Source organism: Caedibacter taeniospiralis (genome assembly GCF_002803295.2).
Taxonomy (GTDB): Bacteria; Pseudomonadota; Gammaproteobacteria; order Francisellales; family Francisellaceae; genus Caedibacter; species Caedibacter taeniospiralis.
In genome coordinates, this window is the sequence record NZ_PGGB02000012.1 from 1 (window position 1) to 16,094 (window position 16,094).

Genomic DNA, 16,094 nt, shown 5'->3' on the forward strand with positions numbered 1-16,094 from the left:
TTAAGAGGATAAATTACATGCAATTAAAAAAATGCTCAAGTACAATCAAAAAGTCAGTGCAAGCTGTTTCGATGGCATTAGCTATAGGTATAGCATCAACTGCCAGTGCAAATTGTTTTTTAGACAAAGCAGTTACTGGGTGGACGGGAAGCCTCACTTTTCATTGTGATACAGATACAGACTTGTTAGATAATCCTATTACATTTGATGTAAGTAATGGCGTTAAAGTAAGTTCTATTTGGGGAATTAATGCCAATACACGATACACGCAAACAGAGAATCATGTTGAAGCTACGGCAAAACTGTGGTGGCCTGATGCGGCATATATATTACCTGCTAATCAGGCAGCAACCCTTTCTTTTTCGCCATCGAATGACAATTTTGCGATAAGTAATTTCCACATAGGTACTGATCAACCTGCTTCAAAGGCAACCATTCGTATTACTTTGCCTGAAAAGCCAGATAATATCAGTACTGATGTGAGGCCAGATATAACGATTTATCAAGGATCACAAAAAGTGGTTGAGATCAATAATCGCGACTGGGGTGCAAGTTACCATCAAGAAGTGAGCTTTAGTGGAAGTAGTGCTGACTTTAGTGTTAAGGTTGCCAGCATAAATGTTGATAGCGGTGTTGATATAGGAAAAGCAGAGCCTGCAAGCTTCAGATTAAGTAATGGTCAAACCCAGCAGGTAACCATTAGCTACGAACAGCCAGAACCTAAAGAACAGGGTAAGATATCGATCGCGGCAGTTGCTGCAGGGGGGAGTACGCCCATTGTTGCCCCAAACTACACGATTACAAAAGGTGGCAGTATTATCACCAATGGTCAGTTGAATTTTTCAGCAGCAACCGTGGTTGACTCATTGGATGTGGCAAATGGCTATGTATTAGATACCCCTGCATTTATTGACAATGGCACGCAATATGTTCCAGAAGGGGGAGAAACACACCCTTTTTCAATTGCCAATAATCAAACCACGTCAGTCTCAATCACTTATGATGCCAAGATCATTCCGAGTGAAAGGCTTAATTTCAATGTTACTGGTCTGCCCAGTGGCGCCAATACAACCATTAATCTAGTGGATGGCACAAACACAAAGTCCATCCCTGTTCATGGCAATGGAAGCTATAGTACTTCAGTGCTTCAAAATGGGGATACCTGGCAGATTAGTGCAAGTACTTATAACCAATACAGCGCGAGTGTCACGCCAAACTCATTCCTTGCAAATACTGATACTCAGGTCGTCAGTGTAAGCTATGCAGAATCGACCTCCAAGTGGCCAGCACACGCAATCGTTGGTTATGTGAAGGCTTATGGCGACCCATGGACGACCCAGCCCGATACGACAATAGATATGATTAAAGAGGCGATTTCACACGGGTATAACGTGTTTGTCTATGCATTTGGCGGGCAAGATAGCAATAATACGCCAAATCTTGCCGTTTTTTCTACTGAAGTGCTTGCTGGATTGCCAGCACAATTAGCTGCGATTCATCAGGCGGGTCATTTAGCCATTTTATCCGTCGGCGGTGGTGCAAATAATACCTTTGAAGCTGATCTATCGGGTGCTAAGTCTACGGATGCAGGCACTAAAATGGGTGAATTTCTTGCCACACAAGGCTTTGATGGATTTGATTTTGATGTGGAACATCCAAATGCCTCTGCCACGAGTACCAATCTGATCAGTTATATCAATGCTATGCGCGCCGCATTTGAGGCTAAAACTGGAAGAGATTTGATTCTAACAGCCGCACCACAAATTTCAGGATGGTACGGCACAGGGCAATGGGCTTCAGGCAGTGCGCAGTTTGCCGAACCCATGTATACCCAGGATTTTGTGAATAACGCCAAGTTTGATGCGTTTTTAATCCAGACTTATAACCAATATGGAGGAGCGCAATTTGGCGGACTAAAAGGCTATAACGAAGGCTTCTTAAGCATGACTTTTGGTCTCTTAAGTGCAGATACGCGTAAGGAAATTCCAGGAATTACACCCAATGCGTTTGTTGTTCCTGGTGGTACCAGGATTGTACTTGGGGTTCCTGATTTTAAAGATCCCGGTGTCACGGATGCACAATACCAGCAAGGTAGTTGTCTTGCAACAGCAATGTGTTCAGGTGTGGGTCTTTATAAACCAAGTGACATTAATGAAGATATAAGCCAAGGTCAGTTCAATGACATCCAACTTGGAAATCTACATCAATACCCGCAATACGGTGGACTCATGACATGGATTATAAACTCAGATGCTTACCAGGGCTGGACTTGGGTAGATGGGATTAAGACTTCGGCGTAACTCTTGGATAGGTAAGCCACTGGTTTAACCAGGGAGACTTTCAAGGCTTGACCTTTAGATTTAGTGTTGGATGCTGTCATAACAATCCTGTGGGCTTGGCGGTCACACAGGAGAAATAACATTATGACAGCATCAGCTTATGTAAAGTTTAAGCCAACTAGCGCAAGGGTAATTTTTCCCTCTGCTCACCAAAATTTCCCATTTTCCGATCTAATCATATGGTATATCATTCACAAAACATGTTAGTAATCAATTCTCAATCAAGTATTCAACAAAAGGAAACGCACAATGAAAATACATAAATTAGTGACCTGCTCACACCATGATCATCAGCTGCTCAGAGATCACAAGATTCTCAAGCTGACTTTAATATCAGCTCAATATGATCTCAGGAGAGCCTAACATGAGGAACATGCGAACACTAAAATCCCTTTCTCTTTATACACTGGGACTCCTTTATGGCGCTTCATATGCAGCAAATTGTCAAATTACCCGCATCGATCACGCCGACACCTGGACGCCGACGCTAAATTTTACCTGCGACGCCAAGGTTGATCTGACTCAGGAAGATGTGAGTTTTAATTTAGCTCAAGGTAGTATTTCTGGTATTTGGGGATTAAAGGTAGCGGATAAAGATGCCAATGCTGCGATAAATCTCAGCCAAACGGGTAATAAGGTCTATATCGATATCGGTAAACACTATTATCCTGAAGATGATGTCAACATTGAGCCTGGGGAAATTGTGTCTTTTAGCTATTCTCCCAGTGTTTTAAACGATACGATCAGCAATTTCACAATAGGAAGCAACACCCACGAACAAGGCGTTGTGAATTTTAAACAACTAGCCTCCAGCCAAGATATTCCCTTAGATGCAGTGATTCAGCTGAAAAATCAGTCAGGTCAGGTTGCCTATCAAGTCACTTGGCAACAGGTTGCAAAACAATCCCTCACTGTGACTCCTGGCAAGTATGAAATTGAGGCGTATGTTGTAAAAGGCAGTTTACGTGAACCAATTACTGTTACTTCAGCTAATCCTGTTACTATTGAACAAGATAAGACCACTGAAGTAAGTTTAAATTACCAGCAACAGGAAACAAATCTGAGTATTTTCCTTGATGAGTTTAAACCCGAAGATGTTAATAACGATAAAGTGACTGTGGTGATTCAAAATATTACAAGCAAAGAAACGCATACGGTTGAGACCCAATGGCATGGTGAAGTTCAAGTGCAGTTAGCGCCCAATCAAAGCTATGTCTTAAGTGCACCTGATATAATGGGAAGCGAAAATCAATATGCCTTTAGTTTGTCACCCTCTACAGTAAACACAGATGCAACAACTGCACAATACCAAACGCATATTAATGTCAGTAAAACACCGATAGCAACTTATCTCTTAAAGACCACCATTAGCAATTTACCTACGGGGAAATCAACGATCATAAGCTTTGCAAAAGATGGTCATGAAGTTGTTTCTCAAACGGTAGAAAATGGTGAGCAAAGTATTTATCTGCCAGAAGGTAGCTATGAGGTCGCTGCCACGTCAATAACGGAAGATGGCTATCGCTACCAATTACCAAAAATAGAAACAACAGTGCAAAATTGTGAAAACTGCAACACACTTAATCTCGTTTTCGACAAAACCAAAATAAACAATAAGGTTCAAGGTTGGCCTAGTTATCTTGCGATGGGAGCCATTGGTGGACCCAATATTTCACCTGAAACACAGGTTTATAGCGGTGGTGATGACTCCTTTGGCGGCAGACCCGTGGATGCGGTATTTAAATATGCGGGAGTTAATGGCAACGGTGATCCTGGGGTCATTGATCCGCCCATGAATGCGCTTAGAATGGCGAAAGACTTAACCCTCGCAAGTGAAGCAAACAAGCACCCAAGTCGCGTGGTGATTGTCGAGTATACGGGGGAAATGAGTGGTGGGCAAAACTATGCCGATTTTAGCAACAGCGCTGTACCCAATCCTGATAAACAGGGTGCCACCTACATTATGGCACGTCATTTTTCCAGTTTAATTGCCGATGCGATGGCATTACAAACCCACCCTGTGACTTATAATGGACAGAATTATTATGGATCACTCATTATGAATCCTGATTTGTTGGGTGCCATACAGCAAAATAACTATATTGATGGGGTTAATAACGACTTATCTGCCAATAAAGTCAATGAGGCTGTGGATCAGGCATTATGTTTAATGACAAATGAATACACTTACACCAACAATGATCCGCAATCAAAGTCATGGAGTGGGAAAAGTGCCTATGGTCAAACCTATCACGGCACCGCATTTGGAATTTTAACGCAAATGCTTGAGGATAACTTTCCAACGTGGCTTGTTAGCTCAGCCACAGATGAGTATTGGGGTGTTGCAATCAATAATAAAGATAGTCAGCTTGAAAAGTGGTTTCAGGCCTGCATCAGTCATCCAGATTACGACAAAAGCCGCTATCAGCATCCTGATTTCAAAGCAGGGCTAGATGGATGGGTAAAGGCAAATAACTGGTTAATTCGTGCATTTGCGCCTAAAGATCAAGGGGTAACTTTTGGCTGGCAGGATAATATGTGGGCGGTGAACTCTGGGTATTGGCTACACAAGGATTTATCACGGGGCGAGATTGCCAGTGTATATGCGACTCCACTTAGCAACTGGCTTGAAACTCATGTGCCAAGTGCTATTGAAACAAAATCTCCCTATTCCCCTGATTATTTTGTCTTTGATCGCTATGAAACGGATGACAGCGCAGGAGCAGGACAGGCTACCTTGTACAACGCACGGTCCTGGGATAATTTCATTACTGCAGTTGGCGAAGTGAGTCGTAATTTTGATAATCTGCCCATCATGTTATGGCAGATTCCAGGTTCTCATCTTCCCTTTGTAGGTGAGAGAGAACCTGAGCTACTCAACGGTCTGAGTGGTAACTATATATTCAGTACCGCACCAGTCTACTTCTTTGGTGATTCAGCGTTAAAAGGGGACCTCAGCAATATGATCGATGGGGGCTTAAGCTCAATCAATACCGCGGTTGGGGCTTATCCTGTGGCAGGAGCATATAGCTGTCCTCTCCCAGGTTGCACTTATAGAGACTACTTGAAATACTACCAAGGTCGCGAGAATAATTTTGATTGGTCAAAGGATAATGGCAAACTCACTTTTGCTGCTGAAAATAACATCTTTGCGATCTTATGGGGTGGCGGAAACACTACCAATGTCATCAAAAATTTCAGCAATCCTGACGATCATGGCTGGCTTGCGAATAAAATAATCGGCTATTATAAAAATCCGCAAGCCTTATAGATATGATGGTGCATTGCGTAGGGGCGTATTGTATACGCCTTTGCAAAAATGAGCGGAAATTCTGTCAAGCCTATGTAGGTTTAGGAATGTCTAAACCACTTTTTTAATTTTTCTTCTGCCCTTAATATGTGCTTTTCCACTCGTGGAAAACGGTGAAGTAGTTGATGTAGTAACTTTCTCATGGAAGGGATAATCCAGGACAGCACAATAATGCCTGCAAAAAAGAACACAAACCCAGGAATAATAGGCAAGATTGCGCCAAGTAAGGCAAGTGAGAATAACAAAATAACGATTAAGATGAGAAGAGCTTTTTTAAAGAGAATGCGCATGGGGTTACTTAGTTTTGTATGAATGGGGGAATGAACATTATTTGTCGTATAAATTAAGATTATTGATCGCTTCGGCTAATGCTTCTGCTTTGTCCGTTTTCTCCCACGTAAAATCAGTATCTTCACGTCCAAAATGACCATAAGCGGCGGTTTTTTGATAGATAGGACGCAATAGATCAAGCTGGTGGGTAATTGCATAAGGCCGCAAATCAAAGTGTTCGCTTACCAGCTTTTCAATCATATGATCATCTAGCTTGCCTGTGCCAAACGTGTTTACCATTACCGAAGTTGGGTTTGCCACGCCAATGGCGTAAGAAACCTGAATTTCACATTTGTCAGCAAGACCACTGGCAACAATGTTTTTAGCAATATAGCGTCCCATATAAGCTGCTGAGCGGTCAACTTTGGAGGGGTCCTTGCCAGAGAAAGCCCCCCCTCCATGGTGTGCCGCTCCACCATAGGTGTCCACAATAATCTTGCGTCCAGTTAATCCGCAATCACCCACAGGACCGCCGATGACAAATTTACCTGTGGGGTTAACAAAATAGCGAGTTTTAGCTGTGATCCATTCTCTTGGCAAAACAGGTAAGATGATTTCTTCAATGACTGCTTCTTTAATCACATGATATGGAATTTCAGGTGCATGTTGTGTTGAGATAACTACTGTATCTACGCCAATCGGTTTGCCATTGACATAGCGCAGTGTCACCTGACTTTTGGCATCTGGTCTAAGCCAGGAAAGCGTTTTGTTTTTGCGTAAAAATGCCTGACGCTGCATGAGTTTATGCGAATAATAGATGGCTGCAGGCATTAGCGTAGGTGTTTCATTGGTGGCAAAACCAAACATTAATCCCTGGTCCCCCGCTCCTTGATCAAGAGGGTTTGCGCGATCAACGCCTTGAGCGATTTCAGAGGATTGTTTGCCGATAGCATTAATAACCGCACAGCAATTACCATCAAAACCCAGGTCATCTTTATCGTAACCGATACCAATCACGACGTTGCGCACGATTTCTTCAATATCAACCCATGCTGAAGTGGTGATTTCACCTGCTACCAGTGCCATTCCTGTTTTAACCAAGGTTTCGCAGGCCACACGTGCGTGTTTGTCCTGTATGAGAATGGCATCCAGGATGGCATCAGAAATCTGATCGGCGATTTTATCAGGATGACCTTCAGAAACAGATTCAGAGGTAAATAGAAAATCATTTGCCATGGTGTATTATCCTTTTGTGTTTGTTGCAAGCTAAAAGGATTCTATAGAGTGAAGAGGGAAATTATAGAAACGCTTTAGCGGTGTTATTTTTTGTCGCCCGCAAGTTGTGGTTAAATCAGCGACAGTGTTAATTCCATCAGCGATGCTAGCCTCATTATGACTGAGTGTCAAAGCGTTTAATAAAAATTATTTGGCTTGATTGATGATTTCCTGTAATTCACCATTTTCATGCAACTCAAGAATAATATCGCAACCTCCGATAAGCTCACCATTGACATAAAGTTGCGGAAAGGTCGGCCAATTGGCATATTTTGGTAAGGTTGCACGAATCTCAGGATTCTCCAGAATATTGACAAAAGCAAATGGTTTTCCACAGGCTTGAATTGCTGCAACAGCATGAGCTGAAAAACCGCATTGAGGCATTTTAGGAGTTCCCTTCATATACAGTAAAATACCATTGTTAGCAATTTGTGATTGTATCGTTTCGATTACTTTTGCTTCATCAAAGTTATGGTTTATATTCATTTTGATTTCCTTTGGTTGCCTAAACTTGAAAAGGTACGAGATTAGTATTATATTGCGCGCAGTATATATCAGATTCCAAATTTCGGTCAATAAACAAGGAGCAAGAAATGTTTGAATTACCACAGTTACCATATCCAAAAAATGCGTTAGCACCCATTATTTCTGAAGAAACCATAGAGTATCACTATGGCAAACATCATCAAGCATACGTCACGAATTTAAATAATTTGTTAAAAGCAGATGAGCATAAAACGTTTGCAGGAAAATCTTTAGAAGAAATTATTTTAACTTCCAAAGCGGGTGTATTTAATAATGCAGCACAAATCTGGAATCATACCTTTTACTGGAATTGTTTAACCCCAAATGCCAAGGCAAAGCCAGAGCCAGAGGGTAAACTATTGCAGGCGATTGAGAAAAAGTTTGGTAGCTTTGAAGCCTTTAGAGAGGACTTCAATAAAACAGCCGTCACAACTTTTGGTTCTGGCTGGGCGTGGCTCGTTAAAGCCAAATCAGGTGAGCTTGAACTTGTGAGTACGAGTAACGCGGGATGTCCATTGACAGAGGGGCATATCCCACTACTAACCTGTGATGTGTGGGAGCATGCGTATTATATTGATTACCGCAATGCGCGTCCAAAATATGTAGAAGAATTCTGGCATATCATTAATTGGGATTTTGTTGCAAAACAGTTTGCAAAATAAACCCTCACCCAAAATCTCCGTTTGTCGAGGAGTCTATATTTCACTTTTATTTCCTAAGATTACGTGTATGTGGTTGATTGTTTCTATTTTAATCAAAATATCTTTAAATATTCCTGTACCTTTCATTAAATTCAGGTAGAATACCGCCTGAATTTATCAACAACATACTCGTCACGTATCGTTTGTAGTCGTTTAAAACGCAGAAGGGCAGTGATTGGTATCATAACTTTTGGGTTTTAAATCATTATGAATACTGAAATACAAGGCTTAAGCTTTCAAGACTTAGGCTTAAATGAAAAATTATTGTCTGCCATTGAATCAATGGGTTACCAGACGCCGACGCCAATTCAGGCAAACACCATTCCGTTTGTACTCCAGGGTCGCGATGTTTTAGGGCAGGCGCAAACAGGAACGGGTAAAACGGCTGCTTTTGCGTTACCTCTATTGAATAATATGGATTTGACCATCCAGGAACGTATGCCGCAAGTTTTGGTGCTAACACCAACACGCGAGCTTGCGATTCAAGTGGCTGAGGCTTTTGAAACATTCTCTAAGAATATCGCTAAGCTTGAGGTCGCTTCGATTTACGGTGGTCAGGAATACGGGCGCCAAATCCAGGCACTTCGCCGTGGTGTACACGTCATTGTCGGTACCGCAGGACGCGTGATGGATCATATGCGTAAAGGCACATTAAAACTAGACACCTTAAAAGCGCTGGTGCTTGATGAAGCAGATGAAATGCTGCGCATGGGCTTTATCGATGATGTTAAATGGGTTTTATCACATACGCCAGAATCCTGCCAGCGTTTACTGTTTTCAGCAACCATGCCGCGCGATGTGCTGGACATCGTGCATGAATATTTGCGTGAACCTTGTAAAGTGCAGATCAAAACAAAAACAGCTACAGCAAAAACGATTCATCAGCGTTTCTTAGTGATCAAAGGCTTATCTAAATTAGACGCACTTGATCGCATTTTAGAGATTGAAGATACCGATGGCGTGATGGTTTTTGTCAAAACGAAAACTTCCACTATTGAGGTTGCTGATGGTTTGAAAGCACGTGGTCATTTGGCAGTAGCCATTAATGGTGATATGCAGCAAAACCAGCGTGAATATATTATTGATCAGCTCAAGTCATCGAAGATCAATGTTTTAGTCGCCACTGATGTTGTGGCACGTGGCTTGGATGTTGAACGCATTAGCCATGTCATTAACTACGATTTGCCACAAGACAATGAAGCCTACGTACACCGTATTGGACGGACGGGGCGCGCGGGACGCGAAGGTGATGCCATTTCTTTAATCTATACAAGAGACTTACGTCAGTTACGCACACTTGAGCGGATGATTCGTGACACGATGGAAGAAATGCAGCTCCCAGGTGCAAAAGAAATTACTGACAAACGCATTGTGCGCTTTAAGCATGAAGTAGCTGAGATCATTCGCCACAAAGATTTAACGAAGTTCAGAGCACTAATGCAGGAGTTTGCAACTGAATATGGCTCTGAAGCTGAAGATATGGTGGCAGCCTTAGCATTTTTGGCACAAGGAGATAGACAGCTTTTTGTTAAAGAAATTCAGGTACAGGAAACAGGAAGAACTGAGCGTGGATATGGCGATCGTGATGGTCGTCGCAATGAGGGGCACGGTAATCATAGAGATGATCGCAGCGCTCGAGGAGGTAGTCGCGAAAGAGGTTCGCGCGATGCTCGTGAAAGAAACCCACGTCATTCATCGGATTTGGAGATGACGACCTATCGCATTGAAGTGGGGCGTAATGATGGGGTGGAGCCACGTAATATTGTTGGCGCAATTGCCAATGAAGCGGGGATCAATAGTCGCAACATCGGGCATATTAAATTATTTGACCAGTTTAGTACGGTGGATTTGCCAAGTAATACGCCTAAAAACGTCATAGAGCACCTAAAGAAAGTCTGGGTAGCGGGCAAAAAGCTTGAAATCAAAGAAGACAGAAGATAATGCAGCTTTTTGCTGTGGATGATGAAAAAATCAGCCGAGGTTCAATGCCAGAAACTCCTGCTTTGACAGAATTTCACAGCCAATTTTAATGTGTGACTATGGGGATAAACTTTAAAGCAATTGGAACTAAAATAGCGAGAACGACAGTACTCATAAGCCATTTAAAATTGCTATCAATACGGTTGTCTAACTTGTCAATACGGTTGTCTAACTTGTGAATGCGACTATCAAGTCGGTCAATATCCTTTCTTAGGCTATCAATGCTCAGATTTACTTCATTTCTTAAGGTTGAAATATCTTCTCTTGTTGCAGCGTGCATTAAGATGTCAACTAACTTATCTTGTGTAATTGTTACTCTCATCTCGTCACTCATTTTGCTGCTCCCGTGAATTTATCTGGACGCTATCATAGCACTAAAGTAGTTTAAACAAAATGAGCAAATTAGCCAATTTTGGCGTATGGCTTGTCCCTTTTTGGTAGACTCAAGATCATATTTAAATGTAATTTTTTTTCTCGCTTAAAGTAAAAGAAATTTTATCAATGTGTTGCAGGTGCAAAATCAGTAAAGCTATGTTATGTTACCTCGCATGCAAGTCTTGAGGACATTATACAAAAGTAGATGCTTTTATTACAAAGGAGAGTGAGCATGAAGGCAATCAGCAAGTATGTTTCTAAGAAGCCCGATTATCGGGGACTGGTGAGCTACAATGAGATTGAAAACAACACCTGGCAAACACTTATTCAGCAGCAGCTGGAGATTGTTAAAACCAGGGCATGTGATGAATATTTGTCAGGGCTTCAGCTGTTGAATTTCCCCTTAAATCGTATTCCGCAAATACCCGATGTTAATCAGTGCTTGCAAAAAACGACAGGATGGTCAGTTGAGCCTGTGTCGACACTGATTGGTTTTGATCGCTTTTTTAAATTATTATCTGAACGCAAGTTCCCGTGTGCGACATTTATTCGCACACCTGACGAGCTTAAATATTTACAGGGGCGAGATATATTTAATGAGCTATTTGGGCATTGCCCGATGTTGACGCATTCTGTATATGCCGACTTTATGCAGCGTTATGGTGAGTTAGGGGTTGGTCAGCCTCATGATATCCAAAGGCTTCTTGCACGTTTTTACTGGTTTACGGTTGAATTTGGTTTGATTAATACGCCCCAAGGTTTGCGTTGCTATGGTGGTGGGGTTCTCTCATCAATAGGGGAAACGGTTTATGCGCTAGAGGATCCTTGCGTACGTTATGAACGCTTTGATGCGCTAAATATTCTAAGGACACCGTATCTCATCGATATCTATCAACCCGTGTATTATGTCATTCGTTCATATGAGAGTATTTACAACGTGCTTAAAGATGACTTTATTGAGTTAATTAAAAAATCCCAAACACTACCAGAATTTAAGGCGCTTTATCTGCAAAAGGAAAGACTAGCTGCAGATTTGGAGCTTGAGGCAGTGAAATAAACATATTGGCTAGTTTAAGGAAGATAGATGGAAAATCGGCTAGATAAAAAATGCCAGGCTTGTGAATATGGTGATGTTGCGCCATTTAGCATTAAAGAGGCAAAACAATATCTTCAAAAAATATCACTTTGGCAGTTAAGTGCTTGTGGTAAAAAAATTTCACGTACATTTGATTTCAAAGGTTTTTATAAAACGATGGCATTTGTCAACGCCGTGGCATGGGTTGCTAATAGCGAAGGACATCATCCTGATATGGAGATCAGTTTTAACCGCTGTATTGTGCATTTTACAACACATGCCGTTGGTGGTTTAACGGAGAATGATTTTATTTGTGCCGCAAAGGTCGATGCGTTGTTAAGTTAAAATCCACTACTATTAGTGTAGTGCGATTGAATTTGAGGATAAGGCAGTTGCCATGCGATTCAAGGAATTGGTGCACGTTTTGTAGAGCGTTTTGAAGGAGACCTTAAATAAAGGTTGTCGGTTTACCCGTTGAGGTAGTGAAACAAGTGTTTGTGGACCTGGAAATTCCCATCACAAAATCATAGATTATTGATGGCAAGATCCGTACACTGTGCTCATCTAAAAAATTCTAATATTTAAAGATATGGCAATTGAGCGATTTGAGGTGCAGTTGGTTGAAACTAAACAAATTGCCCCAAATGTAAAACATCTTGTATTTAAAAAAGTCGATGGCGGCAAATTTGAGTTTGTGCCTGGTCAGTTTATTACTTTTTTATTTGACCACGAGGATGCGAAAGTAAGGAGGCGAAGTTACAGTGTGGCGAGTATTCCTGACCAGACAAATGACATTGAAATTGCTATTTCATACGTTGAGGGTGGAATAGCTTCGGAGCATTTATTTAATATGCAGCCAGGGGATAAGTTTAATGCCATGGGACCCGCGGGACGTCTGGTGTTAAAAGAGGACGAGAGGATTCGTAAACTTCTTTTGGTTGGAACGGGTACTGGTATTGCCCCATATCGTGCGATGCTACCAACACTAAAAACGCTGTTAAGCGCCAATATACGGGAAGTTCATGTCTTATTGGGGGTGCAGTATCAGGTCGATGAAATTTATGCCGAGGACTTTCGTGAGTATGTTAGTAAACTGGAAAATCTGCACTTTAGTGTATGTTTAAGTCGTGAGAATAGAGCATTAGCAAAGGATGAAATCAAGGGATATGTCCAGCACTGTTTTGGAAATCTTGACCTTGATTCTAAGCAGGATGTTGTGTATTTATGTGGCAATCCTAATATGATTGATGACTCCTTTGCCTTGCTAACAGAGCGTGGATTTGATGCAAAACGTGTGCGTCGCGAGAAATATATTTCTTCAAATTAATAACCCTAAATGCTTGAGAGACAACGCGCTTTGCGTTATGATGTCGAGCGTTTTACTCTGCGGTGCCTAAGATGGGCTTAGGTGGCGGCGAGAATTTAGCTAAAGAGGTAAGTAAACATGAATTTAGAGATTCAACCAAAATATGAAAGTGTTTCAGTAAGCTGCAGTTGTGGTAATAGGTTTGAAACGCGTTCAACTAGGTGTAAGGATATTCAGCTGGATGTGTGCTCCATGTGTCATCCGTTTTACACAGGCAAGCAACGTGTGGTTGATACTGCGGGTCGCGTAGATAGCTTCCAAAAACGCTTTGGTGACCTGAAGTCTCGTAAGTTATAGATTTAATAACACAGAATCTGAATGCTATAATGGCGCCGTAAAGGCGCTTTTTTATTTTTATACTACGCCAAAGAATCAGGCTTGAAGATGAGCTCTCATCGCCTTTAAATCTAGGCATTTCATACTTCGTATTAACTGGTGTTTCGTTAGGATTTAAAAAATTGATGCGTAGTTCCCGTGAGTTCTCGTCCATAGGCAAAGAATTTTGCGGAAAAAATCTTGGAACGATACATACATTTCAAGGGAAGCAGTCTGATATTGTCATTTTCTTGCTAGGTGGTAATCCTAATAAATATGGGGCAATAAACTGGGTCTCAGGAACAGTAAATATGATTAACGTTATAGTTAGTCGTGCAAAGGCAGTTTTAAAAGTTGTCGGGAATAGCAATGTTTGGGGCGCATCAGGATATGTCGCTGATGTAAATATGGCGCTGCTTAGTAGCTCACCAAAAATGTATTCTCATGATTGGGTTGAAAAACCTAAAGACATAGCAGCGATTTAGTTTAAAAGGTAGAAAAACAGGAGATATTTAACCACATGAGTTTTACAGTGAAGATACCAGTAAGATGGGCAGATACGGATGCTTATCAGCACGTGAATAACAGTGTTTATTTCAGGTATTTTGAAGAAGTTCGCTTCCAGTGGCAAGAAGGGCAGTTAAGGTTTAAGCAATGGACTAAAGCACATGCTCTGCAATTTGTCATTGCATCGCAAAAGGCAGATTATAAAAAGCCAGTTACTTATCCGAATATGCTAAAAATCAAGCAAACACCACTTATGATAAGCAACTCAAGTTTTACCTTGGCTTATGAAATCACGCTAGAGAATGACGACAATGTTTATTGTACTGGTGAGGTAAAGTTGGTTTGTTTCGATCCAAAGACAAAAAGACCTTATAAAATGCCAGATGACATTAAATCGCTATTAGAAAACGCATAGGATGAGTTGAATATTAGGCTTCTGCGTTTAAAAATCGCAGGACTAGCTGAGCTAATTTGAACATTTTAAGTGTACACTAACGCAGAAATGCCTGAAAAGACGATGCTTTAACGAGGTTTGTATGTCGAACTCACATTAGCAACACTAAAGATAGTTGTAAAAAATCTTGATCACGGCATCTTCAAACATGCGTGCCTTAACGCGCTGTTTGCGACTTAGATCATTTAACATAATTGAAAAGCTAATAAGGTGATTTTGTCTGGTAAGCAGGTAGCCTGAAAGAGTCGACACGCCAGCAAGGGTCCCTGTTTTGGCGTGTACTCGCCTTTGGAGTTTTCCGCCCATGCGATAAGCTAAACTACCATCTTCACCTGAGCTGGGAAGTGCTTGATAAAAGCGTTTACCAATACTGCTGTTATAGACTTTTGTTAATAGCTCAACCATGAAAGCAGGGGTGACCGAATCAAGCTTTGAAAGACCTGAACCATCTTCCATGTGTAGCCCACCTGTTGTGTCGATGGCATAGGTTTTTTTTATGAGTGATTCTACGGTTTGAGTGCCTGCTGCAGTACTGCCTTGACCTAACTGGGTGTGACCGATCGTTCTCAGGAAGCTTTCAGCGTAGAGATTATCTGACTTTAGCAGCATATGCGTAATTAAATCATCCAAAGATGCCGAAGATGTTGATGCAACTAGAGTAAGCTGAGATTTATCAGGCAACTTACCAAAAATAGTATTTCCATAATGGGAAATTCCGACCTCCGATAAAAAGCCATCAATGCTTTGTTTTGTTTTTAAAGCAGGGTTAGCAATGGCAAGCTTAAGATAAAATTCAGCTTTTTGAGGCAAACAGCCTGATAAATTAAGGACGTTGTCACGCGTCATTTGTATATCAAAAGCGCAGCTCTTACGATCACTTGCCGAGGCTAGCTTAGTCGTGTTATTGATGGTGATATTACTGGTGTTGGCGATTTTTTTAACTTCGGTATTATTGCCACTAGTGTTCACCAGTTTAATGACAAGGCAGTTTTTATTCATATTGAGCGTGGAAGCAGGGGCTGCAAAGCAATAGGGGATATCATTTTTATCCCAACCATTAGGCGTGTAGTCACCCGAAAAATGATTTGCAATTAAGATGACATCACCGTTGATTCTTGTGATTCCATGTTGCTTGACTTGGGAAATTAAGTTATATAGTGATGCGCCAGTTAAACTAGGGTCTCCCGTAAACTCGATGTACAAGTTACCGTTTAAAATGCCATGGTTATATTGGGCGCTTGCATAAAAAACGCTAGTGGTAAATTGGAAATTTTTAGGCAAAGCGGTGAGTGCAGCAATTGCCGTAAATATTTTATTGTTACTTGCAGGGATAAATTGGTGGGTTTCAGAGTATGTGTAAAGCATTCCCCCTGAGCTGACTTGTTTGGCAGCAATACCGATAGACACATCAGATAAGCGATACGTTTTCACTAAAGATTGAATTTCACTACGCATTGAGGCAAAGGATAGGGCTATTGTGCTTATAACAGCACAAGTAATAAGGATTATCTTTTTCACACTAATAACTATTTTTGACTATCGATTTTTAAAGATGTCGCCGATAATAGCAAGTTTTAGAAATGATTGTAATCTGTGATTCGG

The 16,094-nt window shown here is 41.3% G+C and carries 15 protein-coding genes; 10 read left to right on the forward strand and 5 right to left on the reverse strand.

The window, feature by feature from the left end:
- The first annotated feature begins 17 nt into the window (after positions 1-17).
- Positions 18-2,300: a glycosyl hydrolase family 18 protein gene (locus CU053_RS05365; protein ID WP_100550953.1), complete on the forward strand. Its 2,283-nt coding sequence runs from the start codon at positions 18-20 to the stop codon at positions 2,298-2,300.
- Between the two features lie 403 nt (positions 2,301-2,703).
- The gene (locus tag CU053_RS05370; protein ID WP_100550954.1) at positions 2,704-5,610 is read left to right on the forward strand and encodes a hypothetical protein; all 2,907 of its coding nucleotides are present in this window, start codon (positions 2,704-2,706) and stop codon (positions 5,608-5,610) included.
- Positions 5,611-5,690: 80 nt separating this feature from the next.
- Here the strand turns inward: CU053_RS05370 and CU053_RS05375 are convergent, their stop codons facing one another.
- The 3 genes from CU053_RS05375 to grxD all read right to left on the reverse strand — a co-directional run bounded on the left by CU053_RS05375 (position 5,691) and on the right by grxD (position 7,680).
- On the reverse strand, positions 5,691-5,939 hold the full coding sequence (locus CU053_RS05375; protein WP_158107024.1) for a hypothetical protein: 249 nt from the start codon (positions 5,937-5,939) through the stop codon (positions 5,691-5,693).
- A gap of 37 nt (positions 5,940-5,976) precedes the next feature.
- Complete coding sequence (gene metK, locus CU053_RS05380) at positions 5,977-7,155, reverse strand: methionine adenosyltransferase (RefSeq protein ID WP_100550955.1); 1,179 nt, start codon at positions 7,153-7,155, stop codon at positions 5,977-5,979.
- A gap of 186 nt (positions 7,156-7,341) precedes the next feature.
- Positions 7,342-7,680, reverse strand: a complete 339-nt coding sequence (grxD, locus tag CU053_RS05385; protein ID WP_100550956.1) for a Grx4 family monothiol glutaredoxin — start codon at positions 7,678-7,680, stop codon at positions 7,342-7,344.
- Between the two features lie 107 nt (positions 7,681-7,787).
- Between grxD and CU053_RS05390 the strand changes: the two genes are divergently transcribed.
- Together CU053_RS05390 and CU053_RS05395 are read left to right on the forward strand one after the other, a co-directional pair.
- The gene (locus tag CU053_RS05390; protein WP_100550957.1) at positions 7,788-8,381 is read left to right on the forward strand and encodes a superoxide dismutase; all 594 of its coding nucleotides are present in this window, start codon (positions 7,788-7,790) and stop codon (positions 8,379-8,381) included.
- 246 nt (positions 8,382-8,627) lie between these two features.
- Complete coding sequence (locus tag CU053_RS05395; protein ID WP_100550958.1) at positions 8,628-10,361, forward strand: DEAD/DEAH box helicase; 1,734 nt, start codon at positions 8,628-8,630, stop codon at positions 10,359-10,361.
- Between the two features lie 85 nt (positions 10,362-10,446).
- Here the strand turns inward: CU053_RS05395 and CU053_RS05400 are convergent, their stop codons facing one another.
- Positions 10,447-10,734, reverse strand: a complete 288-nt coding sequence (locus tag CU053_RS05400) for a coiled-coil domain-containing protein (protein ID WP_100550959.1) — start codon at positions 10,732-10,734, stop codon at positions 10,447-10,449.
- A gap of 273 nt (positions 10,735-11,007) precedes the next feature.
- Here CU053_RS05400 and phhA point away from each other — a divergent pair, with 273 nt between their 5' ends.
- The 6 genes from phhA (at position 11,008) to CU053_RS05430 (ending at position 14,453) form a co-directional block, all read left to right on the forward strand.
- Complete coding sequence (gene phhA / locus CU053_RS05405; protein ID WP_100550960.1) at positions 11,008-11,832, forward strand: phenylalanine 4-monooxygenase; 825 nt, start codon at positions 11,008-11,010, stop codon at positions 11,830-11,832.
- A 27-nt stretch (positions 11,833-11,859) separates the two neighbouring features.
- Positions 11,860-12,195, forward strand: a complete 336-nt coding sequence (locus tag CU053_RS05410) for a 4a-hydroxytetrahydrobiopterin dehydratase (RefSeq protein ID WP_100550961.1) — start codon at positions 11,860-11,862, stop codon at positions 12,193-12,195.
- Between the two features lie 244 nt (positions 12,196-12,439).
- Positions 12,440-13,177: an FAD-binding oxidoreductase gene (locus tag CU053_RS05415; protein ID WP_100550962.1), complete on the forward strand. Its 738-nt coding sequence runs from the start codon at positions 12,440-12,442 to the stop codon at positions 13,175-13,177.
- Positions 13,178-13,294: 117 nt separating this feature from the next.
- A complete protein-coding gene (gene rpmE, locus CU053_RS05420; protein ID WP_100550963.1) occupies positions 13,295-13,513 on the forward strand; it encodes a 50S ribosomal protein L31 in 219 nt (72 codons plus the stop codon).
- A gap of 161 nt (positions 13,514-13,674) precedes the next feature.
- Positions 13,675-14,016, forward strand: a complete 342-nt coding sequence (locus CU053_RS05425; RefSeq protein WP_158107025.1) for a hypothetical protein — start codon at positions 13,675-13,677, stop codon at positions 14,014-14,016.
- Between the two features lie 35 nt (positions 14,017-14,051).
- The gene (locus tag CU053_RS05430) at positions 14,052-14,453 is read left to right on the forward strand and encodes an acyl-CoA thioesterase (RefSeq protein ID WP_100550965.1); all 402 of its coding nucleotides are present in this window, start codon (positions 14,052-14,054) and stop codon (positions 14,451-14,453) included.
- A gap of 144 nt (positions 14,454-14,597) precedes the next feature.
- Here CU053_RS05430 and dacB read toward each other — a convergent pair whose 3' ends face one another.
- Positions 14,598-15,947: a D-alanyl-D-alanine carboxypeptidase/D-alanyl-D-alanine endopeptidase gene (gene dacB / locus CU053_RS05435; RefSeq protein WP_100550966.1), complete on the reverse strand. Its 1,350-nt coding sequence runs from the start codon at positions 15,945-15,947 to the stop codon at positions 14,598-14,600.
- Between the last annotated feature and the right edge of the window lie 147 nt (positions 15,948-16,094).